Genomic DNA, 25,994 nt, shown 5'->3' on the forward strand with positions numbered 1-25,994 from the left:
GCCCACCACCACGGAAGCACCCATGACTGCACTTCAGACCCCCGAGCAGGTCGGGGTGGGGGAGCGCTTCAGCCGCTGGGCCAACCGGCACCGCAAATGGCTGTTCGCAGGGCCCTCCATCGCCTTCACCGTCCTGCTGCTGGCCATCCCGCTCGGATGGACCCTGTTCCTCAGCTTCACCGACGCCAAGCGGTCGGTGCGCAGGAAATTCGACTTCAACGGCCTCGAGAACTACCTCGGGGTACTCACGGACACCGAGCGCTTCTGGCCGGCGGTCTGGCGCACCTTCGCATTCACCGGTGGCGCGCTGCTGTTCGAGCTGATCCTCGGGATGATCATCGCCCTGCTGCTGTGGAAGCCCTTCCGCGGTCAGGGCGCCGTGCGCACCATCATCCTGCTGCCGCTGGTCGCGACGCCGGTCGCGGTCGGCATGATGTGGCGGCTGCTGTTCGAGCCGAACATCGGTTTCATCAACGAGATGCTCGGCTGGGTCGGCATCCCGCCCCAGCCGTGGCTCGCCGACCCGTCGACATCGCTGGCGACGCTCACGTTCGTCGACATCTGGCAGTGGACCCCGATGGTCGCCCTCATCCTGCTCGCAGGACTCACGAGCCTCTCCGAAGAGCCGCAGGAGGCGGCTAAGGTCGACGGCGCCAACGGCTGGCAGAGATTCTGGTACGTCACGGTTCCGCTCATGCGACCGGTCATCGTCGCCGCCGTCCTGCTGCGCGGAATCGATGCGCTGAAGACGTTCGACATCCTGTACGCGACCAAGGGCAAGGGCGGTGGCGCCTTCCACGACGTGGAGACGCTGAACGTCTACGCCTACGGTCTGAGCTTCGACTACAACGAGTACGGGGTGGCTTCAGCGGTGCTGATCCTGTTCTTCCTGCTCATCCTGGCCGTGATCTGGGTGCTCCAGATGCAGAGGAAGGGGCGGGAATCATGACCGCGCTCGACACCCGCACCCTCGTGACCGGCGGGGGCCGACCGCCTCTGCGCCGTCGGCGTCGGATCCGCTGGACCGGCATCGGCCGATTCGTCGGGCTCGCCGTGATCGTGCTCGCCTTCCTCGGACCCATCGTCTGGATGGTGCTCGCGAGCTTGAAGCTCAACGTGCAGATCTACGACTCCAGCCAGGCGTTCATCTTCGAGCCGACGCTCGAGAACTACGGCACGGTGTTCGACCCGCGGCGTGGCAACTACCTCGTCTACATCTGGAACTCGTTCTTCGTGGCGTTCATGGCCACAGCGCTGTCGCTGGTCCTGGCCGTGCCGGCCGCCTACGCGATGAGTCGCTTCCTGATGAACAAGTCCGCGATGGTGGTGCTGCTGGCGCGCATCATCCCCGGCGTCAGCCTGCTGGTGCCGTGGTACTTCATCTTCGCCCAGTTGAAGATGACGGGCGGCTACCTGCCGCTGATCCTCTCGCACATGTTCGTCTCGCTGCCGCTGATCCTGTACATCATGATGTCGTTCTTCGATCAGCTGCCGGAGGAGCTCGAGGAATCGGGACAGGTGGACGGTCTCACGGCGATCGGCGCATTCTTCCGGATCACGCTGCCGCTGTCGATCCCCGGCATCGCGACGGCGACGATCCTGTCGTTCATCTTCTCGTGGAACAACTTCATGTTCGCCCTCGTGCTCTCCGGCAACTCGACCAAGACACTGCCGGTCGCGATCTTCGACTTCATCGGCTACGCCTCGATCGACTGGGGTGCGCTGATGGCGGCATCCGTCGTCGTCACGACACCCATCATGCTGATCGCGCTGTTCACGCAGCGGTACATCGTCTCCGGCCTCACCGCCGGTGCGACGAAGGGCTGAGCCGTGACCGAACGATCCGTGATCACACGTGTCGAATCGTTCCCCGTCGCACCGCGGTGGCTTTTCGTCCGCATCGAGACCGGCGACGGCCTCGTCGGGTGGGGAGAGGCGTCGCTCGAGGGTTACGCCGACGTCGTCCGGGCAGCCGTCGACCAGTTCGCCGCGTACCTCGTCGGACGCGACCCCGGGTTGATCGAGGACCACTGGCAGGTGCTGACGAAGAGTCAGTTCTACCGGGGCGGTGCAGTGCTGGCCAGCGCCGTCTCGGGTGTCGATCAGGCCTTGTGGGACCTCAAGGGCAAGCGACTCGGCGTGCCGGTGCACGATCTGCTCGGCGGAGCTGTGCGCGACCGCATCCGGGCATACGGCTGGGTCGGCGGTGACGACCCGGCGGAGGTCGCCGACCACATCTCGGAGCAGATCGAGACAGGGCTGACGGCGGTCAAGATGAACGCATCGGGCCGGATGAGCCGCAACGGATCGATGGCGGAACTCGACGGCGTGGTCGCCAGGGTCGCGAGCGCCCGCGAGGTGCTCGGACCGGACCGCGACGTCGCCGTCGACCTGCACGGGCGGTTCACCGTGGCGACAGCACGGCGTCTTGCGCCGATGCTCGAGCCGCTGCATCCGTTCTTCATCGAGGAGCCCGTCGTCCCCGAGAGCTCGCACATGATCGGCCGTGTGACCGACGCCACCAGCATCCCGATCGCGACGGGGGAGCGTCTCTACAACCGGCAGGAGTTCCTCCCCGTGCTCCAGGCGGGCGTCGCGATCGTCCAGCCCGATCTGTCGCATGCAGGCGGAATCTCCGAGACGCGCAGGATCGCGGCGCTGGCCGAGACCTTCGACGCCCTGCTGGCTCCGCACTGTCCCCTGGGGCCACTGGCGCTCGCCGCGTGCCTGCAGGTGGCCTTCTCGACGCCGAACCACCTCATCCAGGAGCAGTCGATCGGGATCCACTACAACACCGGGGCCGAGGTGCTCGACTACGTCGTGGACAAGGCCCCGCTGGCGTTCCAGGACGGATGCTTCCCGCTGCTCACCGGGCCAGGGCTCGGCATCGAGATCGACGAGACGGCGGTGCGCGAGGCGGCCTCTCGCTGGGAACGGTGGCAGAACCCGGTCTGGCGGCACGCCGACGGATCCGTGGCGGAATGGTGAGCTGATCGACATGACGACGGTGGACAACGACACCCTGCGCGACCGCATCGGCTCCGACCGCCTGATCGCCATCCTGCGCGGCACCGACGTCGACGCGACCGTCGCCGCCGCTCAGACGCTCATCCGCGAAGGAGTCACGACGCTCGAGGTCACGCTGACGCTCGCCGATGCTGAGGAGGCCATCGCCCAGATCGTGGCGGATGCCCCGGGTCACGCTCTCATCGGCGCCGGCACCGTGCTCACCGCGGCCGACGTCGACCGCGCCGTCGCCGCCGGAGCGCAGTTCATCGTGACTCCCACGCTGACGGCATCCGTCGAGCTCGCGATCGCCCAGGGGATCGGGGTGCTTCCGGGCGTCTACACGCCGACCGAGATCCAGCGCGGGCTCGACCTCGGTGCGGCCGCGGTCAAGCTGTTCCCGGCCTCGGCTCTCGGAGCCGGCTTCATCCAGGCCGTTCGGGATCCGTTCCCGGAGGCGCGGATCATTCCCGTCGGCGGCGTGTGGATCGAATCGATCCCGGCCTTCCTCGAGGCCGGCGCTTTCGGGTTCGGCGTCGGCGGCCCTCTGGTCGGGGACGCGGCGAGGCCCGGTGGCGACCTCGTGGCGCTGGCCCGGCGGGCGGCGGCGTTCCGGAAAGCCGTGAGGGGCTGAGATGGCCGACGCTACGACCATGCCCGCCGTCATCAAGAACGCTGACGGCGTCGAGGGGATCGAGGTCGGTCGGGTGCCGGTTCCCATTGCCGGGGCAGGGCAGGCGGTCGTGGACGTGCTCGCGACCGGGATATGCGGCACGGACGTGCACATCGCGCACGACGAGTACGCGCATGAGCGCCCAGTGGTGATGGGCCATGAGGTGCTGGGTGCGGTGTCGTCCGTCGGTTCGGCGGGCGACGGGGCGTGGGTGGGCGCCACGGTAGCCGTCGAGACCTACTTCTCGGCGTGCGAGAGCTGCGACATGTGCAGAGCGGGCAGACGCAATCTGTGTGCCGAGCGGCGATCGATCGGTTCCTTCCGCAACGGCGGATTCGCCACCCGGATGCTCGTGCCTGTCGCGAACCTGCACCGGATGCCGCCGACCCCGGGGGACCTCGACGGCGTGCTCAGCGAACCGCTGGCGTGCGTCGCGCACTGCCTGCTGGATCCGCCGGTCGTGCAGCCGGGCGATCGCGTGCTCGTCACAGGACCCGGTGCGATGGGACAGCTCGCCTCGCAGGTCGCGAAGGCCGGTGGCGGCGTCGTCACGCTCGCAGGCCTGCCCGCGGACGCCGGCCGTCTCGCGGTGGCTTCGGACCTCGGCATCCGAACGACCACCGAGCGCCCGCAGGAGGACGCGTACGACGTCGTGATCGAGTGCTCGGGGTCGGCGCCTGGCGCGGCGACGGCCATGCGGTCGGCGCGGCGCGGCGCACGTTACGTCCAGGTCGGCATCTTCGGTCGCGACGTGACACTGCCGCTCGACACGGTGCTCTACAAGGAACTGAGGGTGACCAGCGGCTTCGCGTCGACGCCGACGTCCTGGCGTGCGGCCATGCGGCTGATCGAAGCAGGAGATGTCGTACTGACACCGCTCATCACGAAGCGCGTTCCCCTCGACGAGTTCTTCGAGGCGCTGGATGCTGCAACGCGTGGCGAGGGGCTGAAGACCGTCGTGACACCGACGATGTGATCCGCCGAGAGTGAACACACGCGCGGATGTCGGATGCCGGGTCTACGGTTTTCGCCATGAGCGTTGACACCGTCACGACCCGTCCCACCACCGCCGCCGAGGTCGCCGACCTCGTTCGGCGTGCACAGCAGGAGTCCTTGCCCATCACAGTCGTCGCGGGAGGGCACGGCGTATGGTCGTACGGGCCGGGGGACGGACTGCGCATAGAGCTCGGGGAACTGTCGAGCATCGAGATCGACGGCCTGGCGCTCGACGGTGAGGACGCGCTCGTCCACATCGGCTCCGGAGCAGTCTGGGGCGATGTCGCGGCCGCTCTCGGCGCCGACGGCCTGGCGATCAGCTCCGGCGACACGGCATCGGTCGGCGTCGGCGGGCTCACCGTCGGCGGCGGCATCGGCTGGATGGTGCGGGCGTGGGGCCTCGCTGTCGATCAGCTCGTCGGTGCTGAGGTCGTGACCGCTGCGGGCGAGGTCGTGGAAGCCTCCGCCGACGAGAACGCCGATCTGTTCTGGGCGATTCGCGGTGGCGGTGGCAACTTCGGCATCGTGACCCGCTTCGACTTCCGCGCGCACCCGCTCGACGGAGTGGTGCTCGGCGAGCACGTCATCGGCGGCGACGCGGCCTCGGCGATGCGCGCGATGCGCGATGTGATGCGGGATGCTCCGCGCGAGCTCACCGTCACCTACATGGATGTGCCGGCGATGGACCCCAGCGCCCCCGCCGGGGCGCGGATCACGGCGGTTTGGGCGGATGCCGAGACGGAGCGGTTGCGGGAGGTCATGGCACCCATCACCGCTGTAGACGGTGTGGAGTCGGAGTACACGACTCCGGCCTACCGCGAAATTCTGCAGGAGATGCCTGACGCTCCCGACGGCGCCGAGCCGCCAGGATTCCTCGGCGGCAACGGCCTGTTCGTCGAGCTCGACGACGCGCTGATCGACCGGCTCGTCGCGTTCCGCGTTGCGTACCCGGTGTCGGTGGTGTTCCTACGATCGCTCGGCGGCGCGTTCGGTGATGTGCCGCAGGAGGAGACGCCGTTCCCCGGCCGCGACGCGAACTGGTTCATCATGGCGGGGGCATTCGACGTGCCGGGTGTCGTCGACGACGATATGCGAGCCCGGATCCTCGCCGACTGGGCCGGGATCAGTGCGGCGCGCGTCGCCGAGTACGGCAACTTCGTGCCCGTCGAGCGGTCGGACGGCGCCGCCGGTATGCACGCAGCGGAGGCGTACGAGCGCCTGCGCGCGATCAAGCGGGAGTGGGACCCGCAGAACCTCTTCGCCCGTAACCACAACATTGCGCCGTAGGGCGGGGTGAGAGAAGGAATTCTCGGCTTCAGAGTGGTCTGGAGCCGGGAATTCCTTCTTTCATCGGGTCAGTGGGTGTCGACGGCGGGGATTTCGGTGCGGTCGCCGGACCAGAGGGTGTGGAAGGTGCCTTGTTTGTCGACGCGCTTGTAGGTGTGTGCGCCGAAGAAGTCGCGTTGTCCCTGGACGAGGGCGGCGGGGAGGCGGTCCGCGCGGATGCCGTCGTAGTACGACAGGGATGAGCTGAATGCGGGGGCGGGGATGCCGGTGGTCGCGGCGGTGGTGACGACGCGACGCCACGCGGTCTGGGCGCGGGTGAAGACCTCGGCGAAGTACGGGGCGGCCATCAGCACCGGCAGGTCCGGGGTTTCGTTGTAGGCGTCGGCGATGCGGTTGAGGAACTGGGCGCGGATGATGCACCCGCCGCGCCAGATCTTGCTGATCGCACCGAGATCGATGTTCCAGTCGTACTCGGCAGCCCCGGCACGGATCTCATCGAACCCCTGGGAGTAGGCGACGATCTTCGACGCATACAGGGCCAGGCGGACGTCTTCGATGAACGCGTCGACGTCGTCGACCGCGAACGCGTCACCGGTGGCTGAGCCCGTGGCCGTGGGGCCGGGGAGGTTCGCGGCGGCGGCGCGCTGTTCGGGGTGGGAGGACAGGGAGCGGGCGAAGGTCGCCTCGGCGATCCCGGAGACGGGGACGCCCAGGGCGAGCGCGGTCTGCACGGTCCACGCACCGGTGCCCTTCGCACCCGCCTGGTCGAGGATCACATCCACCAGCGGGGCGCCGGTCTCGGCATCCACCTGGCGGAGCACCTCGGCGGTGATCTCGATCAGGTACGACTCGAGCTCGCCCCGGTTCCACTCCGCGAAGATCTCCGCAATCTGCGCCGGGGTCTTCCCGGTGCCGCGGCGGATCAGGTCATACGCTTCGGCGATGAGCTGCATGTCGGCGTACTCGATGCCGTTGTGGACCATCTTCACGAAGTGCCCGGCCCCGTCGTGCCCGACATGCGTCACACACGGCTCACCCTCCGCGACCGCCGCAATGGACTTCAGGATCGGGCCGAGGGTGACCCACGACTCGTCCGACCCGCCCGGCATGATCGAGGGACCGTTCAGGGCGCCCTCCTCACCACCGGAGATCCCCGCACCGACGAAGTTGATCCCCGTCTCGCGGACCTGCTTCTCCCGGCGGATCGTGTCGGGGAAGTACGCGTTGCCCCCATCGACGATGATGTCGCCCGGCTCGAACACCTCCACCAGCGCATCGATCACCGCATCCGTCGGGCCGCCGGCCTTGACCATGATGATCGCCGTCCGCGGCTTCACCAGACTGTCCGCGAACTCCTGGTACGTGGACGCCGCGACGAACCCCGCCTCGGGGTGCGCATCGAGCACCGCCTGCGTCTTCTCGAAACTCCGATTGAACACCGCCACCGTGTTCCCCTCACGCGACGCGAGATTACGCGCCAGATTCGAACCCATGACGGCGAGTCCAACAACTCCGATATTCGCTGATGCTTCGGGCACAGACTGCTCCTCGATCGTGAAGTAAGGGGATCACTTCAGCGTATCGCTGCGTACGGCGCGTCCGGGCACTGTGACAGCCCCGGCCCTGGATGCTCAGTCCTTGCGGTAGCCCGTGCGACCCATCGAGAACAGAGCGCCGATCGTGAAGACGGTGGCGCACACGGTCATGGCGCCGATCAGCCAGAGGATGGCGTGCGAGAGGAAAGCGCCGTCGATCATGCCGGACTCCGATTTCTAGGTGCGAGGTTTTCTGCGCGAGGTTTCTGCGTGCGAGAGGTCTGAGTTTCAGCCTACTGGGTCTTCGGGTACCATAGAGGAGTTCCTCGGCGAGGGATGCTTCGCGTGCGCGGCATCCGTAATCGACGCGGCGAATCAAGCCTCGTGGCTTTTTCGCACGTCTGCGTCCGGGAAGCCGATCACAAGACCACCACGCGGCGAGCTGTTCGCCGTGTGCCCCGAAGGAGAACCAATGTCTGAGGACACCAAGGTCCACGCCGAGGTCCGCGAGCAGTTCGGCAAGGGCTTCGCCCGCCGCCTCCGCGCCGCCGGCAAGATCCCCGCCGTCATCTACGGCCACGGCACCGAGCCCGTGCACGTCGCACTGCCCGGCCACCAGGTCTCGCTCATCATCCGCCGCGCCAACGCGCTGCTCGAGCTCGACATCGACGGCAAGGACCAGCTCGCGCTCGTCAAGGACGTCCAGAAGGACCCGGTGCGCCAGATCATCGAGCACATCGATCTTCTCGTCGTGCGCAAGGGCGAGAAGATCCAGGTGGACGTTCCCGTCGTCGTCACGGGCGAGCCCTTCGCCGGCACCGTCGCCAACCTCGACGCCACCTCGATCGCCGTCGAGGTCGAGGCCACGCACATCCCCGAGCACGTCGAGGTCTCCGTCGAGGGCCTGGAAGAGGGCCAGCACATCACGGCTGCCGACGTCAAGCTGCCCAAGGGCGCCACGCTTCTCGCCGACCCCGAGACTCTCGTCGTCGCGATCTATGTTCCGATCGAAGAGGCCGCACCCGAGGCTGAGGAAGAGACCGAGGCCGCCGAGGGCGAGGCTGCCGCAGAGGCTCCCGCCGAAGAGGCCGCAGCAGAGTAATCCACTGCTTTCACGGAGGGGACGCGATCAGATCGCGTCCCCTCCGTCGTATTCTGACCTGTTGAGACTCCCGACCCGCTGTGACGATGAGATGAGGGGCGCATGGCCGACACCTGGCTGATCGTTGGGCTGGGAAACCCGGGCCCGCGGTACGAGACGACCCGCCACAACATCGGGCAGATGGTCGTCGACGAGCTCGCCGGCCGCAGGGGCGAGGGGTTCCGCGAGCACAAGGGCGGAGCCCGAGTCGTGGAGACCTGGCTGCGCCCCGGCGCCGACAAGATCGTCCTGGCCAAGCCCAACTCGTTCATGAACGTCTCCGGCACGCCGGTCGCCGCCCTGGCCCGGTTCTACTCGGTGCCGCCGGAGCGCACCGTCATCGTCCACGACGAGCTCGACATCCCGTACGACACCCTCAAGCTCAAGACGGGCGGCGGTCACGGCGGTCACAACGGTGTGCGCGATGTCGCCCGCGCCATCGGCACCGCGGACTTCCCGCGTGTGCGTGTCGGCGTCGGGCGTCCTCCTGGACGCCAGGATGCCGCGGACTGGGTCCTCTCACCGTTCGGCAAGGCCGAGCGGGAGACGCTGCCGACCCTCGTGTCGGATGCCGCCGACGCCGTGGAGCTCCTCGTCGCCGAGGGACTGCTCGCCGCTCAGCAGAAGCATCACGCGCCGCGCTGAACGAGGAACGCCGAGGCGCCGGAGCGCCGGTCAGGCGCCGTAATACGTGACCGCTCCCGCACCGGCGCCGATGCCCAGCATGATGCTCAGCACCAGGAAGAAGAGCACGGGGCCGATCCCGGCCAGGATGAGCGAGACGATGCCCCAGACGCGACCGCGACGCTTCGCGATCGCGATGATGCCGAGCACGATCGCCGTCAGGCCCGAGACCGTACCGACCCAGAAACCGATCTCGCCCACGAGCACTTGATCGCGCACGGGGGAGAGGAACGAGAGGTCAGAGGTGGAAGGGTCGACGTACTGCATCACGGAGGGAAGGCCGTAACCGATCTGATAGCCGCCGATGCCCCCGATGATCGGGGCCACGACGCCGGCGACGACCGACAGCACGAACGCGATCACGCCCAGTGCGACCGAGCCGGCGGCCGCCGTCTGCGGCGGCTGGTAGGTACCTGCGGGAGCCCCATAACCGCCGACGGGCGCGGGATAGGCACCGGGCGGGGTCTGATAGGCGGGCGCGGGCGGCACCGGCGTGTAAGGTGCGGGCGGCGGAAGCTGCGGGTCGGTCACGCACCCATCCTAGGATGCGCGACCGTACGGCCTCACACTCGGCGCAGCAGTCCGACCTTGTCGTACACGTCCGCGAGCGTCGCATCGGCGACGGCATCAGCGCGGGCGGCATTGGCGGCGAGGATCCGGTCGAGCTCTGCCGGGTCGTCGAGCAGCTCGAGGGCACGGTTGCGCACCGGCTCGAACTCCGAGACCACGACCTCGGCGAGGCCCTTCTTGAAGTCGCCGTAGCCGCGACCGGCGTATTCGTCCTCGATCGACGCGACCTGGCGCCCGCTGAGCGCCGCGTAGATCGTCAGCAGATTCGAGACACCCGGCTTGTTCTCCCGATCGAAGCGCACGGATCCCTCGTTGTCGGTGACGGCGCGCATGATCTTCTTCGCGGACTTGGCCGGATCATCCAGCATCCACAGCACACCGGCGTCGCTCTCTGCCGATTTGGACATCTTCGAGGTCGGGTTCTGCAGGTCGTAGATCCGCGCGGTGTCCTTCTGGATCACAGGCATCGGCACGACGAACGTCTCGCCGAAGCGCGAGTTGAACCGCTCGGCGAGATCGCGCGTGAGTTCGACGTGCTGCTTCTGGTCGTCGCCGACGGGAACGACATCGGTCTGGTACAGCAGGATGTCCGCGGCCATCAGCACCGGGTAGGTGAAGAGGCCGACGCTGGTGGCGTCCTGTCCGTAGCGTGCCGACTTGTCCTTGAACTGCGTCATGCGCCCCGCCTCGCCGAAACCGGTGATCGTGGAGAGGATCCAGGCGAGCTCGGCATGCGCCCGCACGTGCGACTGCACGTACAGAGTCGACTGCGAGGGCTCGATGCCGGCGGCGATGTACTGGGCCGCCGTGCGACGCGTCTTCTCGCGGAGTTCCTTGGGGTCCTGGGCGACGGTCAGGGCGTGCAGATCGACGACCGAGAAGTAGGCGTCGTACGACGTCTGCAGATCACGCCACTGCAGGAGCGCGCCGATGTAGTTGCCGATCTGAAGCGAATCGGCTGATGGCTGCATTCCAGAGTAAAGGCGAGGTTTGGTCACCCGTCAATCCTATGGGGCGGCGCGGGACGCCTCGTCAGTAGGAGTAGTCGACGATCACGGGCGCGTGATCGCTCCACCGCTCGCCGTAGGTCGCTGCGCGCGCCACTCGGTAGTCCCGCGCCCGGTCGGCGAGGGCCGGGGTGGCCAGGTGGTAGTCGATGCGCCAGCCGGAGTCGTTGTCGAACGCCTGGCCGCGCATGGACCACCACGTGTACGGCCCCTCGCCCTCGCCGTGGAATCGACGGCCGATGTCGATCCACCCGAGTCCGGTGCCCACGGTGCCGTCGACGCCGGTCACCTCGGCGCCGGCATCCCCGAGGAATCGATCGAAGTACGCCCGCTCGCGGGGGAGGAACCCGGCCTTCTTGCGATTGCCGCGCCAGTTCTTGATGTCGAGCTCGCGGTGGCCGACGTTCAGATCGCCTGTGACCAGAGCCAGCGCTTCGTTCTGGCTGAGCTCGACGAGGCGCTGCCCGAAGGCATCGAGGAACCTCCACTTCTCCTCCTGCTTCGGAGTGTCGGCCTCTCCGCTGTGCACGTAGGCGCTCACCACGGTGAGAGGACGGTCGCCGATCAGGAAATCACCCTCGATCCAGCGGCCCTTCGAGTCGAAGTCCTCGGCACCGAACGTCGTCCGCGACGCGAGCGCGGGCGTGCGGCTGGCGATCGCGACGCCGGCGCGGCCCTTGGCCGTCGCCTCGTCGTGGATGATCGACCAGCCGGGCAGCGCGGCCTCGAGATGCTCATCCTGCCCGCGGACCTCCTGCAGCGTCAGGATGTCGACGTCGGCGGCATCCAGCCATCCGCTCATCCCGTTGCGGGCTGCCGCCCTGATCCCGTTGACATTGACCGAGGCGATACGCAGGTGAGGCATGTGATCAGCCTAACGAGGGCCGGTGACATCCTCGGCCTCTGCTCCCTCGATCGCGATCGCGAGGGTGTCCTCGGCTCTCCGCACCCCACGGGACGCGAACCAGCGGCGATACCAGGGCGCCTCATCGTACGCGTCCCGTGCCCGGCGCAGCTGCACACGTGCGGCGAGGACCAGTGCCTCCTGCTCGGCGAGGCGAGCGGCCTGCTCGTCCTCGAGTTCCAGCGGATGGTCGTGGTCGGCGGCGGTGACGGCGATCCAGGATGCCGCGACGAGTACGACGCTCGCCAGCAGGCGGCACCACAGCAGCAGTCCGATGATCACCGCGAACGAGGCGAGCAGCGGGTTCGTCGGCACGCGAGTCAGCAGCAGACCGGCGGCCAGCTGAAGAACCACCATCGCGCCGCCGCCGAGCAGCGACGCGGGCCAGATGAAGCGCCATCGCAGGTCCGCTCCGACCAGGAACCGTACCAGGGCCGCCAGGGCGCCGGCATCCACGACGAACGCGCTCGCCATCCAGAGCGCACGCCCGGCACCCGAGAGTACCCACGAGTCCTCCGGCCAGCCGAAGAGCTCGAAGATCGACTCCAGCGCCCAGATGCTCAGGACGCTGAGCGCGGCGCCCAGCAGCAGCGCGAGACCGAACAGGATGCCGGCGAACAGGTCGCGCAGCTTGAGCAGCCAATACGAGCGCGTGTCGAACGGCAGACCGAAGATGTCTCGGATCGCTCGGCGGGTGAACGTCACGGCCGAGATGGCCGTCCACGCCGCGAATCCGACCGCGACCGCACCGGTGATGGTCAGCAGGCCTGTGCTCCGCTGCGCGATGTCGACGACGTCGGCGCGCTCGAAGAGGCCGGGGTCGCCGATGAGGCCGGGGAGGTAGCTGTTCGCCAGGTCGATGAGCATGTCGATCGCCCGCGGACTCGCGCCCATCCACAGACCGACGCCGGCGAAGCTGACGTAGATGACCGCGAACAGCGAGAACAGGACGTAGTAGCTCATGCCCGCGGACAGCAGGAATCCGTTCCCGCGCAGAAAACCACGCCATACGCGCACAGGGAACGCGGCGAGCGTTCGATCCTTCAGCTCAGCCGCACGCTCGAGCGGCCCTTCCAGGCGCTCGCGCAACGGCACGGGGATCCTCCTACGGGCGTCCGCGCAGAACCGCCTGCTTGACCTCGGCGATCGCCTTGGTCACCTCGATGCCACGCGGGCATGCCTCGGAGCAGTTGAAGGTCGTACGGCAGCGCCACACGCCCTCCTTGTCGTTGAGGATGTCCAGACGGACCTCGGCGTTGTCGTCGCGCGAGTCGAAGATGAAACGGTGCGCGTTGACGATCGCGGCAGGACCGAAGTACTGGCCGTCGGTCCAGAACACCGGGCACGACGAGGTGCACGCGGCGCACAGGATGCACTTGGTGGTGTCGTCGAAGATCGCACGGTCGGCGATCGACTGGACGCGCTCCTTGCCCTTCTCGGGGACACTGCTCGCGACGAGGAACGGCTGGACCTCGCGGTAGGAGGCGAAGAACGGCTCCATGTCGACGATCAGGTCCTTCTCGAGCGGCAGACCCTTGATCGCCTCGACGTAGATCGGCTTCGAGATGTCGAGGTCCTTGATCAGCGTCTTGCAGGCGAGGCGGTTGCGTCCGTTGATGCGCATCGCGTCGGATCCGCAGATGCCGTGCGCACACGAGCGGCGGAACGACAGCGAGCCGTCGACCTCCCACTTGATCTTGTGCAGCGCGTCCAGGACGCGGTCGGTCGAGAACAGTTCGACGTCGTAGTCCACCCAGCGCGGCTCGGCATCCTGTTCAGGATCGAACCGGCGGATGATGAACGTGACCAGGAAGGACTGGATGGCCGGGTCTGCGGCCGCGGGGGCCTCTGCGACGGCGTTCGACATGCTCAGTACTTCCTCTCCATCGGCTGGTAGCGGGTCTGGACGACCGGCTTCGAGTCGAGTCTGATGTGATCGGCGGGGGTCGACGAGTGCGGGTCGCCCGTCAGGTACGCCATGGTGTGCTTCATCCAGTTCTCGTCGTCGCGCTTGGGGAAGTCGTCGCGCATGTGGCCGCCGCGGCTCTCCTCGCGGTTCTGCGCCGCGTAGACGACGACTTCGGCGATGTCGAGCAGGAACCCGAGCTCGACGGCCTCGAGGAGGTCGGTGTTGAAGCGGTGCCCCTTGTCGTCGATGTAGACGTTCTTGTAGCGTTCGCGCAGCTCCTTGATGACGTCGAGGACGTGCTCGAGCGACTCATGGGTGCGGAAGACCTGGGCCCCGCGGTCCATCTCGTCCTGCAGCTTCTTGCGCAGCACCGCGACGCGCTCGGTGCCGTTGCTGCTGCGCATGTCCTCGAGCAGGCCCTTCACGAATGCAGCGGGGTTCTCTGGCAGCGGTACGAACTCGGCCGTCTTGGCGTATGCGACGGCGTTGTTGCCGGCGCGCTTGCCGAAGACGTTGATGTCGAGCAGCGAGTTGGTGCCGAGGCGGTTGGAGCCGTGCACCGAGACGCAGGCGCACTCGCCGGCCGCGTACAGGCCGGGAACGACGGTGTCGTTGTCGGCGAGCACCTCGGCGTTGTTGTTCGTCGGGATGCCGCCCATGGCGTAGTGCGCCGTCGGCATGACGGGGACGGGGTCGGTCACAGGGTCGACGCCCAGGTACGTGCGTGCGAACTCGGTGATGTCGGGGAGCTTGGTCTCGAGGACTTCGGCACCGAGGTGCGTGCAGTCGAGGTACACGTAGTCCTTGTGCGGACCCGCGCCGCGCCCGTCGAGGACTTCCTGCACCATGGAGCGCGCGACGATATCGCGAGGGGCGAGGTCCTTGATCGTGGGGGCGTAGCGCTCCATGAAGCGTTCACCGGACTCGTTGCGCAGGATCGCGCCCTCACCGCGGGCACCCTCTGTGAGCAGGATGCCGAGGCCGGCGAGACCAGTCGGATGGAACTGGAAGAACTCCATGTCCTCCAGCGGCAGGTTCTTGCGCCAGATGATGCCGACCCCGTCACCGGTGAGGGTGTGCGCGTTCGAAGTGGTCTTGTAGATCTTCCCGAAGCCGCCGGTCGCGAAGACCACGGCCTTGGACTGGAAGACATGCAGTTCGCCGGAGGCCAGCTCGTAGGCGACGACGCCGGCGACCTGGATCTTGCCCGCGTCGTCCTTCACCGTGATCAGGTCGAGCACGTAGAACTCGTTGAAGAAGTTGATGCCGAGCTTGACGCAGTTCTGGAACAGCGTCTGCAGGATCATGTGGCCAGTGCGGTCGGCGGCGTAGCAGGCGCGGCGGACGGGGGTCTTGCCGTGCTCGGCCGTGTGGCCGCCGAAGCGACGCTGATCGATCTTGCCCTCTGGCGTGCGGTTGAACGGCAGGCCCATGTTCTCGAGATCGATGACGGCGTCGATGGCCTCCTTGGCCAGGATCTCAGCCGCGTCCTGGTCGACCAGGTAGTCGCCGCCCTTGACGGTGTCGAAGGTGTGCCACTCCCAGCTGTCCTCCTCGACGTTCGCGAGTGCCGCAGCCATGCCGCCCTGCGCCGCACCGGTGTGCGAGCGCGTCGGGTAGAGCTTGGAGATCACCGCGGTCTTCGCACCGGGGCCGGCCTCGATGGCCGCCCGCATTCCTGCGCCGCCGGCGCCGACGATCACGACGTCGAACTGGTGGTAGTGCACACCGTCGCGAACGACGGAATCCTGAGTCTCAGTAGTCACTTCTCGTTGCTCTCTTCTCAGTCCACGTGGCGGGCGTCAGGCCGCGCACAGCTTCACAAGCTCGGCGGTCGACGGGTCGCCCAGGCACGGGTCGAACGTGAAGACGACCAGGGTGCCGAGGATGATCAGCAGCCCTGCGGCCAGACCGATCGCCCAGACGAGGGCCTTGCGCACCTTCTCGTTGGTGACGTAGTCGTTGACGATCGTGCGCATGCCGTTGCCGCCGTGGATGAAGGCGAGCCAGAGCATGAGCACGTCCCACCACTGCCAGAACGGTGTGGCGAACTTTCCTGCGATGAAGGCGAAATCGAGGGCGTGGATGCCCTCACCGACCATCAGGTTCACGAACAGGTGGCCGAAGATGAGGACGATCAGCACGACGCCGGATGCTCGCATGAACACCCAGCCCCACTTCTCGAGGTTGATGCCGCTGCGGCGGCGGGCCGGTGCGGCGACGGTCTGGGCGGACATCAGTGACCCCCTCCGAATCCGGCGAACGCCAGAGCAAGATGACGCGAGGTGAATCCGGCCATGAGGACGAGCCACACGGCCAGGACGCCCCAGAACAGCTGACGCTGGAAGCGAGCGCCCTTCGACCAGAAGTCGACGAGGATGATGCGGAGTCCGTTCATCGCGTGGAACACGATCGCCGCGACGAGCACGACCTCGCCGAGGGCCATGATCGGGTTCTTGTAGGTGCCGATCACCGCGTTGTACGCCTCGGGGGAGACCCGGATGAGTGCCGTGTCGAGCACGTGCACCAGAAGGAAGAAGAAGATGGCGACTCCGGTGATGCGGTGAAGCACCCACGACCACATGCCCTCACGGCCGCGGTACAGAGTGCCGCGCGGGGTCTTGGACGTGGTTTCCGAAATCGACGGTGTCAAGCGAGTGCCTGCGGACACGGTCGTCCTCCCTGATCGATGCGAGGCCGGGAGCACTGGGTCCGAACCGACCGCAGGGCATGCCCGATCGGGACCCATCCTATTCCTGTCAGAACGCTGGGTGCGACGAAGGCGACCCTAAGGCCCGGCCTCATCATTGCCATCATGCATCGTCACGATTCGGCCTGGCTATCGTGCTGAACAGCCAAGAGAATCCGCCGATGCGCCGCAGCCCCGGCGGATAGGTTAGATCCATGGCGCCGTTCGACGACTTCTATGCAGTGATCCCCGCCGGCGGTATCGGCAGTCGGCTGTGGCCGCTCTCTCGGGCGGACGCGCCGAAGTTCCTGCACGACCTGACCGGCTCCGGCAACTCCCTGCTCCGCGACACGTGGGACCGCCTCGAGCCCATGACCGGCCCCGACCGCATCTCCGTCGTCACCGGTCGCGCCCACCGCGCCGCCGTGGAGGCCGAGCTCCCCGGCATCCCCGACATGAACGTCTTCCTCGAGTCGGAGCCGCGCGAGTCGGCGGCTGCCATCGGCCTCGCCGCCGCGATCCTGCATCGGCGCGACCCCGACGTCATCATCGGCTCGTTCGCCGCCGATCACGTCATCCGCGGCACCCGCACGTTCGAGTTCGCCGTGCAGCAGGCCGTCGCCGTCGCGCGCGCCGGTTACATCTGCACGATCGGCATCCAGCCGTCGGAGCCCTCGGTCGGATTCGGATACATCCAGAAGGGCGAAGAGATCGTGGTCGACGGAGCGCCCGAGGCGGCGACCGTGCAGCGCTTCGTCGAGAAGCCCGATCTCGAAACCGCCAAGGAGTACTACGCCGACCGTTCGTTCCTCTGGAACGCCGGCATGTTCATCTCCAGGGCCAGCGTGCTCCTCGACGAGCTCGCGGCGAACGAGCCGGAGCTGCATGCGGGTCTGCTCGAACTCGCAGAGGCGTGGGACGACCGCGAGCGCCGAGGGCCGGTCGTCGACCGGGTCTGGCCGCGGCTGAAGAAGATCGCGATCGACTACGCCGTCGCCGAGCCGGCGGCGGACAAGGGGCGCCTGGCCGTCATCCCCGGGCACTTCGACTGGGACGACGTGGGGGACTTCGCCTCACTGACCAAGCTCATCTCCGGCGGCCGCAAGAACGACCTCGCCGTGCTCGGTCCGAAGGCGCGCGTGCTGTCGGATGCCGCCACCGGGATCCTGGTCAGTCAGACCTCCCGGGTCATCAGCCTGATCGGCGTCCAGGACATCGTCGTCGTCGACACCGAGGATGCGCTGCTCGTCACCACGGCCGAGCACGCACAGCGCGTGAAGGGCGTCGTGGAATCGCTCAAGCTGACCGGTCGAGGCGACGTTCTGTAGCAGCCCCGACCGGGTCTATTGCGAGTTCATAACCATTAACCGTCTCGACCACTGCGTTCGCCGTAATACTGGGTAATTTATCCAGACGGACCCTGCGATCGGCGCAGGCCAGTAGTCGTGGAGGCTTACGTGACCATTTCCACCCGAAAGCGCGCTCTCGCCGCGCTCGTGGCGACCGGCGTCGCCGTCGCACTCGCAGGCTGTGGGGCCGCTCCCGAGGAGAACGACGGCGGCAACGCCGGCGGCGAGAAGCTCGACTTCCTGCCCTGCATCGTCTCCGATATGGGCGGATTCGACGACAAGTCGTTCAACCAGCTCTCGTTCGAGGGCGCGCAGAAGGCCGCAGACGAGCTCGGTGTCGAGCTCAAGGACGTGCAGTCCAACGCCGAGACCGAGTACGGCCCGAACGTGACCAACCTCGTCGGCGAGGGCTGCAACGCGATCGTCGCCGTCGGCTTCGCTCTCTCGGCCGCCACCGTCGAGGCAGCCACGGCCAACCCCGACGTCGACTTCATCCTCGTCGACGACGCGGCCGACAACGACTTCGACGGCAAGAAGGACGCCGAGAACGTCAAGCCGCTGCTGTACGACACCGCCCAGGCGGCGTTCCTCGCGGGCTACCTGTCCGCGGGCTACTCGAAGACCGGCAAGGTCGGCACCTTCGGCGGCATGGAGTTCCCGACCGTCACGATCTTCATGGACGGCTTCCTCCAGGGCGTGAACCACTACAACGAGGTCAAGGACGCCGACGTCCAGGTCGTCGGCTGGGACGGCAAGACCGGCTCGTTCACGGGTGGCTTCGAGGCCAACCAGGACGCCAAGCAGGTCGCCGTGAACATCCTCGACCAGGGCGTCGACGTCATCCTCCCCGTCGGCGGGCCGATCTACCAGTCGGCGCAGCAGGCGATCAAGGAGTCCGGCAAGGACATCGCCCTCATCGGCGCTGACGCAGACCTGTTCGTGACCGACCCGAGCACGGCTGACGTCGTCCTCACCTCGGTCCTCAAGGCGATGGACCTGTCGACCTACCAGGCGGTCCTCGCCAGCGGCAAGGACGAGTTCGACGCCGAGGCCTACATCGGCACGCTCGAGAACGACGGCGTGGGCATCGCCGACCTGCACAACTTCGCCGACAAGGTCGACTCCGGCCTGCAGGACGAGGTCACGCAGCTCCAGCAGGACATCATCGACGGCAAGGTGACCGTCACGTCCTACCTCAGCGAGTGACGCAAAGAGACGGGGAGGCCGGCGCGCGTCGGCCTCCCCGTCTCGTTCTGTCCGGCCACTCCCGCAGACCCGGGTCTGCTGAATAGGATCGACCACATGAAGCTTGAACTGCGCGGCATCACGAAGAGATTCGGCGCGCTGACAGCGAACGACCACATCGATCTCACCGTTGAAGAAGGTGAGATCCATTGCCTTCTGGGCGAGAACGGCGCAGGCAAGTCGACGCTCATGAACGTCCTCTACGGCCTGTACCAGGCCGACGAGGGCGACATCCTCCTCGATGACGAGGTGCAGCACTTCTCCGGCCCTGGCGATGCGATGGCCGCCGGCATCGGCATGGTGCACCAGCACTTCATGCTGATCCCCGTCTTCACCGTCGCCGAGAACGTGATGCTCGGACACGAGCAGACGAAGTTCGGAGGCCGTCTCGACCTGGCAGCCGCACGAAAGCGCGTGCGCGAGATCTCCGACCGCTTCGGATTCGCCGTCGACCCCGATGCGGTCGTCGAAGATCTCCCCGTGGGCGTCCAGCAGCGCGTCGAGATCATCAAAGCGCTTTCCCGCGACGCCAAGGTCCTCGTGTTCGACGAGCCGACCGCGGTCCTCACGCCGCAGGAGACCGATGAGCTGATGAACACCATGCGGCAGCTCAAGTCGCAGGGCACATCGATCGTCTTCATCACCCACAAGCTCCGCGAGGTGCGCGAGGTCGCGGACCGCATCACGGTCATCCGGCTCGGCAAGGTCGTCGGCGAAGCATCGCCTTCGGCTTCCAACGAAGAGCTCGCCTCCCTCATGGTCGGCCGGGCCGTCGAGCTGACCGTGCACAAGGACGCGCCCAACGTACGAACGAACTCGCTCGTCGTCGAGGGGCTCACCGTCACCGACCGCACCGGGACCGTCCTCGTCGACGAGGCGTCGTTCGAGGTGCGCGGAGGCGAGATCCTCGCGATCGCCGGTGTGCAGGGCAACGGCCAGACCGAGCTCACCGAGGCCATCATCGGCCTTCAGGATCAGGTCAGGGGCAGCATCCGCCTGGACGGCGAGGAGCTGCTCGGGCGCTCGGTCCGCGAGATCCTCGACGCCGGCGTCGGGTTCGTCCCGGAGGACCGCAGCGTCGACGGACTGGTGAAGGAGTTCACCATCGCCGAGAACCTCATGCTCGACCGCTCGCACGGTGAACCGTTCGTCAGCGTCGGCACCGTTCGCCGCAGCGCCCTCGATGCGTTCGCCCGCGAGAAGATCACCGAGTTCGACATCCGCACCCAGGGTCCGTCGCAGGCGGCCGGGCGGCTGTCCGGCGGCAACCAGCAGAAGGTGGTGCTCGCACGCGAGCTGAGTCGCGATCTGTCGCTGTTCGTCGCAGCGCAGCCCACCCGCGGCGTCGACGTGGGGTCCATCGAGTTCATCCACAAGCGCCTGATCGACACCCGCGACGCCGGAGTTCCTGTGATCGTCATCTCCACAGAGCTCGACGAGGTCACCGCCCTCGCCGACCGCATCCTGGTGATGTATCGCGGCCAGGTCGTCGGCATCGTCCCCGGTGACACCCCCCGCGACCGCCTCGGCCTGATGATGGCCGGCATGTCGGCGACCGCCGCGAGCGAGGAGACCAGCGCATGAGCGCCACGCAGCCCCAGACCCCTCTCGCCGCGCCGGACACCAAGGTCGCGCCGTCTCGCTGGCGGCTCGCCATGCAGGCGATCGTGCGCGGCAACGGCATCATCTCGGTGCTGGCCGTCCTCATCGCCGTCGTCGTCGGATCGATCATGATCGCCGCGACGAACGAGCAGGTCCAGGCCACCTCCGGCTACTTCTTCGCCAGGCCGATGGACATGATCGGTGCGATCTGGGATGCCGTCGCCGGGGCGTATGCCGCTCTGTTCCGCGGCGCGATCTACAACTTCAACGCCGACAGCTTCGCGATCGGCATCCGTCCGCTCACCGAGACCCTCAAGTTCGCCACGCCGCTGATCGCGGCCGGCCTCGGCGTCGGTCTGGCGTTCCGCGCGGGTCTGTTCAACATCGGTGGCCAGGGGCAGATGCTCATGGCGGCCGCTGCCGGAGGCTACGTCGCGACGCAGTGGGATCTTCCGTTCCCGCTGCACCTGATCGCCGCCGTCGTGGCCGGCATGGTCGCCGGTGCGATCTGGGCCGGTATCGCCGGACTCCTCAAGGCGCGCACCGGTGCGCACGAGGTGATCACGACGATCATGCTCAACCACATCGCCTTCTACCTGCTCGCATGGATGCTGGCGACGCAGGGAATCCTGCAGGCGCCGGGCTCGAGCAATCCGAAGACCGCACCGATGCCGGACAGCGCCGTGCTGCCGCAGCTGCTCGGCCCGCAGTACAAGCTGCACGCCGGGTTCCTGCTGGCGCTCGTCGCGGTCGCCTTCACCTGGTGGCTGCTGGAGCGCTCCTCGCTCGGCTTCCGCTTCCGCGCCGTCGGTGAGAACCCCGCAGCCGCGCGCGTCGCGGGTATCGACGTCGGGCGCATGTACCTGGTGGTCATGCTCATCGCCGGCGCGCTGGTCGGCATCGCCGGCATCAGCCAGATCCTCGGCACCGAGACCAGCGGATTCGGCGGAGCGATCGACGCCGGCATCGGCTTCGACGCCATCACCGTCGCTCTGCTCGGCCGCTCGACGCCGCTCGGCATCCTCGCCGCCGGCCTCCTGTTCGGCGCGTTCAAGACCGGCGGATTCACGATGCAGTCCTCGGAGGGCATCCCGATCGAGATCGTCCTCGTCGTCCAGTCGCTGATCGTGCTGTTCATCGCCGCACCGCCTCTGGTGCGCGCCATGTTCGGCCTGCCTCAACCAGGGGCGCGCAAGAAGCCCAAGAAGCCGAAGAAGAATGCGGCGCAGATCGCCGAGGAGGTGTCCGCATGACCGTCACGGCCGAACCCGTCGTCAGCGATGAGCAGCGTCGCGTGACCGTCGTCTCATGGAAGGCGCCGGTGATCTTCGCGATCTTCACGGTGCTGTTCGCGCTCCTGCCGCTGCTGGCACCGCGCGAGGGCGAGACGACGTTCCGCCTGTCTGCAGGCGAGGCGTTCTTCACGGTTCCGGACGTCGTGCTTCCGGCGACGGCCACGGCGTGGATCGCCGTCGTCCTCCTCGCCGCAGCGACGGTGTTCGCCGTGATCCGCGTGCGGGCACGGCGCGGCATCCCGTTGTGGCTCGTCATCGTCTGGGTCGCCGTCCTGATGATCGGCTTCCTCGCGTGGGCCGCCGCCGGCAGCACGCTGCCGATGATCGGGCTCCTCGGCGGTGCGCTGGCACTGGCCACGCCACTGATCTTCGGCGCACTGGGCGGCGTGATCGGCGAGCGAGCCGGCGTCGTGAACATCGCGATCGAGGCGCAGCTGCTCGCCGGCGCGTTCTCGGCCGCCGTGGCCGCGTCGCTGGCGGGCACGCCCTGGGCGGGCCTCGTGGCCGCCATGGTCGCCGGCATGCTCGTCGCCCTCGTCCTCGGTGTCTTCACGATCACGTACTTCGTCGACCAGGTGATCGTCGGCGTGGTGCTGAACGTGCTCGTGATCGGTCTGACGACGTTCCTGTTCCGACAGGTGCTCGCGCCGAACACCGAGACGCTCAACAGCCCGGAGACGTTCAACGCCGTCGCGATCCCGGGGCTCAGCGAGATTCCCGTGATCGGACCGATCCTGTTCCGCCAGTCGTTCATCGTCTACCTGATGTACGTCGTGGTGGCGCTGGTGTGGTTCGGTCTGTACCGCACCCGCTGGGGACTCCGGCTGCGGTCGGTCGGCGAACACCCCCAGGCCGCCGACACGGTCGGCATCAAGGTGGCCGCGACCCGCTACCGCGCCGTGCTTCTGGCCGGTGCCGTCGCGGGCCTCGGCGGTGCGTTCTACACGCTGGTGTCGGTCCCGAGGTTCAATCAGGAGATGACCGCAGGAGCCGGGTTCATCGCGCTCGCCGCCGTGATCTTCGGAAAGTGGGACCCGATCCGCGCGACGCTCGCAGCCCTTCTGTTCGGCTTCGCGACGAACCTGCAGGGCGTGCTCTCGGTGATCGGCTCCCCGGTTCCGAGCCAGTTCATGCTCATGCTTCCGTACATCGTCACCATCTTCGCCGTCGCCGGACTCGTCGGCCGCTCGCGGGCACCAGCCGCGGACGGCGAACCCTACATCAAGAGCTAGAGGAGCCATGACAGACATCGATTGGGACGAGCTTCGTCACGTCGCGACCGAGGCCATGCACAAGGCCTACGCCCCGTACTCCCGCTACAAGGTGGGGGCTGCGGCGCTCGTCGCAGACGGACGCATCGTCGCCGGCTGCAATGTCGAGAACGCCTCGTACGGGGTGACTCTCTGCGCCGAGTGCGCGCTGGTCGGCGACCTGCACATGTCGGGCGGCGGCAAGCTCGTCGCCTTCGTGTGCGTGAACGGCGACGGGCAGACCATCATGCCGTGCGGGCGCTGCCGTCAGCTGCTGTTCGAGCACTCCATGCCCGAGATGCTGCTCGAGACCGTGTCCGGCATCCGGACCATCGACGAGGTGCTGCCCGACGCATTCGGGCCGCGCGACCTGGAGGACGCCCGATGAGCGCACCGGAACCGTACGACGCGATCGACGTGATCCGCGCGAAGCGCGACGGGGGAGCGGTCCCCGAGCCCGCCCTGCGGTGGATGGTCGACGCCTACACCCGCGGCTACGTCTCGGACGCGCAGATGGCGTCCTTCGCCATGGCGATCTTCCAGCGGGGCATGGAGCGCTCCGAGATCCAGGTGCTCACGGATGCCATGATCGCGTCGGGGGAGCGGATGGACTTCGCCGGCCTGGGCAAGCGCACGGTCGACAAGCACTCCACCGGCGGCGTCGGCGACAAGATCACTCTGCCGCTCGCCCCGCTCGTGGCATCCTTCGGCGTCGCCGTGCCGCAGCTTTCCGGTCGAGGACTCGGCCACACGGGTGGCACCCTCGACAAGCTCGAGGCGATCCCCGGATGGCGCGCTGCGCTGTCGAACCAGGAGATGTTCGAGCAGATGCGCGGCGATGTCGGCGCTGTGATCTGCGCGGCAGGCTCCGGTCTCGCCCCGGCGGACAAGAAGCTGTACGCGCTCCGCGACGTCACCGGCACGGTCGAGGCGATCCCGCTGATCGCGTCGAGCATCATGTCGAAGAAGATCGCCGAGGGCACTGACGCACTGGTCCTGGACGTGAAGTTCGGCTCCGGCGCCTTCATGCAGGACATCGATCGCGCGCGCGAGCTGGCTCAGACGATGGTCGCGCTCGGAACGGACTCGGGGGTGGCCACCACGGCGCTGCTGACCGACATGAACGTGCCGCTCGGACTCGCGATCGGCAACGCCAACGAGGTGCGCGAGTCCGTCGAGGTCCTCGCCGGCGGCGGGCCGGCCGACATCCGAGAGCTCACGATTGCGCTCGCACGCGAGATGCTCACGCTGGCCGGTCAGCCGGATGCCGACGTCGAGGGCGCGCTGGACGACGGTCGCGCCATGGACACCTGGAAGGCGATGATCCGCGCCCAGGACGGCGATCCGGATGCTCCGCTCCCCACCGCTCGTGAGACGCATGTCGTCACGGCCGAAGCGGACGGGATCGTCACCGGCATGGAGGCCCTTCCGTTCGGCATCGCGGCGTGGCGCCTGGGAGCAGGGCGCGCACGCGCCGAGGACCAGGTCGTGCACGCCGCCGGCATCGACCTGCACGTAAAGCCCGGCGATCGGGTGAGCGCAGGACAGGCGCTGTTCACGCTCTCCGCCGAGGACGAGGCACGCTTCCCCCGGGCGCTCGAAGCCCTCGAGGGCGCCTGGACGCTGGGCGACACCGCGCCCGAGATCGGGCCCCTCGTCCGCGAGCGCATCACCGCGTAGGCTGTAGCGCGCGTGAGAGCGCGCTCCGCTTCTGAGAGGACGAGGTTCCATGTCGATCGCACCTGACGGTGACGTGAAGATCCAGGGCGTTTCGCTGCGCTCGCTGCCCAAGATCTCGCTGCACGACCACCTCGACGGCGCTGTGCGCCCCGCTACAGTGGTCGAGCTCGCCGAGGAGATCGGACTCGAGCTGCCCGCAGGCTCCGGCGATGCGCTCGGCGACTGGTTCACCGCGCAGGCCGACTCCGGATCCCTCGTGAAGTATCTGAAGACGTTCGACTTCACGGTCGGAGTCATGCAGACGGCCGAGGGACTGACCCGCATCGCGCGGGAGTTCGTCGAGGACCTCGCCGACGACGGCGTGATCTACGGCGAGATGCGGTGGGCGCCGGAGCAGCATCTGGCAGGCGGCCTGTCGCTCGACGACGCCGTCGACGCCGTGCAGCAGGGGATCGAGGAGGGCGAGGATGCCGCTGACCGCTCCGGTCGCAGCATCCGGGTCGGTCAGATCCTCAGCGCCATGCGACAGAACGACCGCGCCCTCGAGATCGCCGAGCTCGCGCTCGATCACCGCGACGACGGCGTTGTCGGCTTCGACATCGCGGGCCCGGAGGACGGGTTCCCGGCCTCCGATCACCGTGAGGCCTTCGAGCTGCTGGCGGCGAACTTCATGCCCGTCACCGTTCATGCCGGTGAGGCCGCTGGCTTGGCCTCGATCCGCAGTGCACTGCTGGATGGTCGTGCTCTGCGCCTCGGCCACGGCGTGCGCATCGTCTCCGACCTCGAGGTCATGGGGCGCGACGGCGAAGAGGTCCAGGTCAAGTTCGGCGATCTCGCCCGTTGGGTTCGCGACAGGGAAGTTCCGCTCGAGCTCTCGCCCTCGTCGAACGTGCACACCGGCGCGATCGAGGCCTGGGGCACCGAACTCGCCGACCACCCGTTCGATCTGCTCTATCAGTTGGGCTTCGCCGTCACCGTGAACGTCGACAACCGCACGATGAGCGGCACCTCGCTCACCCGTGAGCTCGCCCTGCTCGTCGACGCCTTCGGGTACGACCTCGACGACCTGGAGACGTTCCAGTTCAACGCGGCCGCCGCGACGTTCCTGCCTGTCGAGGAGCGCGAGGAGCTCGTCGAGATGATCGCCGAGGGCTTCCAGAGCCGCTGACCGA

26 protein-coding genes are annotated in these 25,994 nt (G+C 67.6%); 16 read left to right on the forward strand and 10 right to left on the reverse strand.

Features of this window, described 5'->3' with window-relative positions; genetic code table 11:
* The first annotated feature begins 22 nt into the window (after positions 1-22).
* Genes KHB019_RS12545 through KHB019_RS12570 form a run of 6 tightly spaced genes read left to right on the forward strand, consistent with a single transcriptional unit; the run spans position 23 to position 5,962 of the window.
* Entirely contained in the window at positions 23-949 is a 927-nt protein-coding gene (locus KHB019_RS12545) for a carbohydrate ABC transporter permease (protein ID WP_230103459.1), read from the forward strand.
* Positions 946-1,827, forward strand: a complete 882-nt coding sequence (locus KHB019_RS12550) for a carbohydrate ABC transporter permease (protein ID WP_230103458.1) — start codon at positions 946-948, stop codon at positions 1,825-1,827. Before KHB019_RS12545 ends, KHB019_RS12550 begins: the two co-directional genes overlap by 4 nt.
* 3 nt (positions 1,828-1,830) lie before the next feature.
* Positions 1,831-2,988 carry a galactonate dehydratase gene (gene dgoD, locus KHB019_RS12555; protein ID WP_230103457.1) on the forward strand — a complete coding sequence of 386 codons (1,158 nt, stop codon included), beginning with the start codon at positions 1,831-1,833 and terminating at the stop codon, positions 2,986-2,988.
* A gap of 10 nt (positions 2,989-2,998) precedes the next feature.
* The gene (locus tag KHB019_RS12560; RefSeq protein WP_230103456.1) at positions 2,999-3,640 is read left to right on the forward strand and encodes a bifunctional 4-hydroxy-2-oxoglutarate aldolase/2-dehydro-3-deoxy-phosphogluconate aldolase; all 642 of its coding nucleotides are present in this window, start codon (positions 2,999-3,001) and stop codon (positions 3,638-3,640) included.
* A 1-nt stretch (position 3,641) separates the two neighbouring features.
* The gene (locus KHB019_RS12565; RefSeq protein ID WP_337459117.1) at positions 3,642-4,655 is read left to right on the forward strand and encodes a zinc-dependent alcohol dehydrogenase; all 1,014 of its coding nucleotides are present in this window, start codon (positions 3,642-3,644) and stop codon (positions 4,653-4,655) included.
* A gap of 56 nt (positions 4,656-4,711) precedes the next feature.
* Positions 4,712-5,962, forward strand: a complete 1,251-nt coding sequence (locus tag KHB019_RS12570; RefSeq protein ID WP_337459118.1) for an FAD-binding oxidoreductase — start codon at positions 4,712-4,714, stop codon at positions 5,960-5,962.
* A 68-nt stretch (positions 5,963-6,030) separates the two neighbouring features.
* Here KHB019_RS12570 and gndA read toward each other — a convergent pair whose 3' ends face one another.
* Positions 6,031-7,500: an NADP-dependent phosphogluconate dehydrogenase gene (gene gndA / locus KHB019_RS12575; protein ID WP_337459119.1), complete on the reverse strand. Its 1,470-nt coding sequence runs from the start codon at positions 7,498-7,500 to the stop codon at positions 6,031-6,033.
* Positions 7,501-7,593: 93 nt separating this feature from the next.
* Positions 7,594-7,719 carry a hypothetical protein gene (locus tag KHB019_RS12580; RefSeq protein ID WP_337459120.1) on the reverse strand — a complete coding sequence of 42 codons (126 nt, stop codon included), beginning with the start codon at positions 7,717-7,719 and terminating at the stop codon, positions 7,594-7,596.
* Positions 7,720-7,969: 250 nt separating this feature from the next.
* Between KHB019_RS12580 and KHB019_RS12585 the strand changes: the two genes are divergently transcribed.
* Together KHB019_RS12585 and pth are read left to right on the forward strand one after the other, a co-directional pair.
* On the forward strand, positions 7,970-8,599 hold the full coding sequence (locus KHB019_RS12585; RefSeq protein WP_230103960.1) for a 50S ribosomal protein L25/general stress protein Ctc: 630 nt from the start codon (positions 7,970-7,972) through the stop codon (positions 8,597-8,599).
* Positions 8,600-8,701: 102 nt separating this feature from the next.
* Complete coding sequence (gene pth, locus KHB019_RS12590) at positions 8,702-9,283, forward strand: aminoacyl-tRNA hydrolase (RefSeq protein ID WP_230103959.1); 582 nt, start codon at positions 8,702-8,704, stop codon at positions 9,281-9,283.
* 30 nt (positions 9,284-9,313) lie between these two features.
* Here the strand turns inward: pth and KHB019_RS12595 are convergent, their stop codons facing one another.
* Genes KHB019_RS12595 through sdhC form a run of 8 tightly spaced genes read right to left on the reverse strand, consistent with a single transcriptional unit; the run spans position 9,314 to position 16,383 of the window.
* Positions 9,314-9,853, reverse strand: coding sequence for a hypothetical protein (locus KHB019_RS12595; protein WP_230103958.1), 540 nt, complete (start codon positions 9,851-9,853; stop codon positions 9,314-9,316).
* Positions 9,854-9,885: 32 nt separating this feature from the next.
* Positions 9,886-10,890: a tryptophan--tRNA ligase gene (gene trpS, locus KHB019_RS12600; RefSeq protein ID WP_290368275.1), complete on the reverse strand. Its 1,005-nt coding sequence runs from the start codon at positions 10,888-10,890 to the stop codon at positions 9,886-9,888.
* A 34-nt stretch (positions 10,891-10,924) separates the two neighbouring features.
* The gene (locus tag KHB019_RS12605; protein WP_337459121.1) at positions 10,925-11,764 is read right to left on the reverse strand and encodes an exodeoxyribonuclease III; all 840 of its coding nucleotides are present in this window, start codon (positions 11,762-11,764) and stop codon (positions 10,925-10,927) included.
* 9 nt (positions 11,765-11,773) lie between these two features.
* Positions 11,774-12,898, reverse strand: coding sequence for a YihY/virulence factor BrkB family protein (locus tag KHB019_RS12610; protein ID WP_230103955.1), 1,125 nt, complete (start codon positions 12,896-12,898; stop codon positions 11,774-11,776).
* Between the two features lie 10 nt (positions 12,899-12,908).
* Positions 12,909-13,670 carry a succinate dehydrogenase iron-sulfur subunit gene (locus KHB019_RS12615; RefSeq protein WP_230103954.1) on the reverse strand — a complete coding sequence of 254 codons (762 nt, stop codon included), beginning with the start codon at positions 13,668-13,670 and terminating at the stop codon, positions 12,909-12,911.
* Between the two features lie 2 nt (positions 13,671-13,672).
* Positions 13,673-15,478: a succinate dehydrogenase flavoprotein subunit gene (gene sdhA / locus KHB019_RS12620; protein WP_230103953.1), complete on the reverse strand. Its 1,806-nt coding sequence runs from the start codon at positions 15,476-15,478 to the stop codon at positions 13,673-13,675.
* A 36-nt stretch (positions 15,479-15,514) separates the two neighbouring features.
* Positions 15,515-15,949, reverse strand: coding sequence for a succinate dehydrogenase, hydrophobic membrane anchor protein (sdhD, locus tag KHB019_RS12625; RefSeq protein WP_230103952.1), 435 nt, complete (start codon positions 15,947-15,949; stop codon positions 15,515-15,517).
* On the reverse strand, positions 15,949-16,383 hold the full coding sequence (gene sdhC, locus KHB019_RS12630) for a succinate dehydrogenase, cytochrome b556 subunit (RefSeq protein WP_290368274.1): 435 nt from the start codon (positions 16,381-16,383) through the stop codon (positions 15,949-15,951). Before sdhC ends, sdhD begins: the two co-directional genes overlap by 1 nt.
* A 233-nt stretch (positions 16,384-16,616) precedes the next feature.
* Between sdhC and KHB019_RS12635 the strand changes: the two genes are divergently transcribed.
* The 8 genes from KHB019_RS12635 to KHB019_RS12670 all read left to right on the forward strand — a co-directional run bounded on the left by KHB019_RS12635 (position 16,617) and on the right by KHB019_RS12670 (position 25,990).
* Entirely contained in the window at positions 16,617-17,729 is a 1,113-nt protein-coding gene (locus KHB019_RS12635; protein WP_230103951.1) for a mannose-1-phosphate guanylyltransferase, read from the forward strand.
* 129 nt (positions 17,730-17,858) lie between these two features.
* Entirely contained in the window at positions 17,859-18,956 is a 1,098-nt protein-coding gene (locus KHB019_RS12640) for a BMP family lipoprotein (protein ID WP_230103950.1), read from the forward strand.
* A 96-nt stretch (positions 18,957-19,052) separates the two neighbouring features.
* Positions 19,053-20,579 carry an ABC transporter ATP-binding protein gene (locus KHB019_RS12645; RefSeq protein WP_230103949.1) on the forward strand — a complete coding sequence of 509 codons (1,527 nt, stop codon included), beginning with the start codon at positions 19,053-19,055 and terminating at the stop codon, positions 20,577-20,579.
* Positions 20,576-21,850 carry an ABC transporter permease gene (locus KHB019_RS12650; RefSeq protein ID WP_325472029.1) on the forward strand — a complete coding sequence of 425 codons (1,275 nt, stop codon included), beginning with the start codon at positions 20,576-20,578 and terminating at the stop codon, positions 21,848-21,850. The genes KHB019_RS12645 and KHB019_RS12650 overlap by 4 nt, the downstream gene beginning before the upstream one ends.
* Entirely contained in the window at positions 21,847-23,124 is a 1,278-nt protein-coding gene (locus KHB019_RS12655) for an ABC transporter permease (protein WP_230103947.1), read from the forward strand. Before KHB019_RS12650 ends, KHB019_RS12655 begins: the two co-directional genes overlap by 4 nt.
* Positions 23,125-23,131: 7 nt before the next feature.
* The gene (locus KHB019_RS12660; RefSeq protein ID WP_230103946.1) at positions 23,132-23,530 is read left to right on the forward strand and encodes a cytidine deaminase; all 399 of its coding nucleotides are present in this window, start codon (positions 23,132-23,134) and stop codon (positions 23,528-23,530) included.
* The gene (locus KHB019_RS12665; RefSeq protein WP_230103945.1) at positions 23,527-24,822 is read left to right on the forward strand and encodes a thymidine phosphorylase; all 1,296 of its coding nucleotides are present in this window, start codon (positions 23,527-23,529) and stop codon (positions 24,820-24,822) included. Before KHB019_RS12660 ends, KHB019_RS12665 begins: the two co-directional genes overlap by 4 nt.
* A 49-nt stretch (positions 24,823-24,871) precedes the next feature.
* Complete coding sequence (locus KHB019_RS12670) at positions 24,872-25,990, forward strand: adenosine deaminase (RefSeq protein WP_230103944.1); 1,119 nt, start codon at positions 24,872-24,874, stop codon at positions 25,988-25,990.
* The last annotated feature ends 4 nt before the right edge of the window (positions 25,991-25,994 follow it).

This window comes from Microbacterium sp. KHB019, from assembly GCF_037285405.1.
GTDB lineage: Bacteria > Actinomycetota > Actinomycetes > Actinomycetales > Microbacteriaceae > Microbacterium.

What these genes read in the sequence shown, in the direction of transcription:
- KHB019_RS12560 (WP_230103456.1), top strand. Translation starts at nt 2,999, where the DNA reads ATGACGACGGTGGACAACGACACCCTGCGCGACCGCATCGGCTCCGAC.
- KHB019_RS12655 (WP_230103947.1), top strand. Translation starts at nt 21,847, where the DNA reads ATGACCGTCACGGCCGAACCCGTCGTCAGCGATGAGCAGCGTCGCGTG.
- KHB019_RS12585 (WP_230103960.1), top strand. Translation starts at nt 7,970, where the DNA reads ATGTCTGAGGACACCAAGGTCCACGCCGAGGTCCGCGAGCAGTTCGGC.
- KHB019_RS12605 (WP_337459121.1), bottom strand. Translation starts at nt 11,764, where the DNA reads ATGCCTCACCTGCGTATCGCCTCGGTCAATGTCAACGGGATCAGGGCG.
- KHB019_RS12650 (WP_325472029.1), top strand. Translation starts at nt 20,576, where the DNA reads ATGAGCGCCACGCAGCCCCAGACCCCTCTCGCCGCGCCGGACACCAAG.
- sdhD (WP_230103952.1), bottom strand. Translation starts at nt 15,949, where the DNA reads ATGTCCGCCCAGACCGTCGCCGCACCGGCCCGCCGCCGCAGCGGCATC.
- KHB019_RS12565 (WP_337459117.1), top strand. Translation starts at nt 3,642, where the DNA reads ATGGCCGACGCTACGACCATGCCCGCCGTCATCAAGAACGCTGACGGC.
- KHB019_RS12545 (WP_230103459.1), top strand. Translation starts at nt 23, where the DNA reads ATGACTGCACTTCAGACCCCCGAGCAGGTCGGGGTGGGGGAGCGCTTC.
- KHB019_RS12615 (WP_230103954.1), bottom strand. Translation starts at nt 13,670, where the DNA reads ATGTCGAACGCCGTCGCAGAGGCCCCCGCGGCCGCAGACCCGGCCATC.
- KHB019_RS12635 (WP_230103951.1), top strand. Translation starts at nt 16,617, where the DNA reads ATGGCGCCGTTCGACGACTTCTATGCAGTGATCCCCGCCGGCGGTATC.
- KHB019_RS12670 (WP_230103944.1), top strand. Translation starts at nt 24,872, where the DNA reads ATGTCGATCGCACCTGACGGTGACGTGAAGATCCAGGGCGTTTCGCTG.
- KHB019_RS12550 (WP_230103458.1), top strand. Translation starts at nt 946, where the DNA reads ATGACCGCGCTCGACACCCGCACCCTCGTGACCGGCGGGGGCCGACCG.
- KHB019_RS12580 (WP_337459120.1), bottom strand. Translation starts at nt 7,719, where the DNA reads ATGATCGACGGCGCTTTCCTCTCGCACGCCATCCTCTGGCTGATCGGC.
- KHB019_RS12645 (WP_230103949.1), top strand. Translation starts at nt 19,053, where the DNA reads ATGAAGCTTGAACTGCGCGGCATCACGAAGAGATTCGGCGCGCTGACA.
- KHB019_RS12665 (WP_230103945.1), top strand. Translation starts at nt 23,527, where the DNA reads ATGAGCGCACCGGAACCGTACGACGCGATCGACGTGATCCGCGCGAAG.
- KHB019_RS12660 (WP_230103946.1), top strand. Translation starts at nt 23,132, where the DNA reads ATGACAGACATCGATTGGGACGAGCTTCGTCACGTCGCGACCGAGGCC.
- pth (WP_230103959.1), top strand. Translation starts at nt 8,702, where the DNA reads ATGGCCGACACCTGGCTGATCGTTGGGCTGGGAAACCCGGGCCCGCGG.
- KHB019_RS12570 (WP_337459118.1), top strand. Translation starts at nt 4,712, where the DNA reads ATGAGCGTTGACACCGTCACGACCCGTCCCACCACCGCCGCCGAGGTC.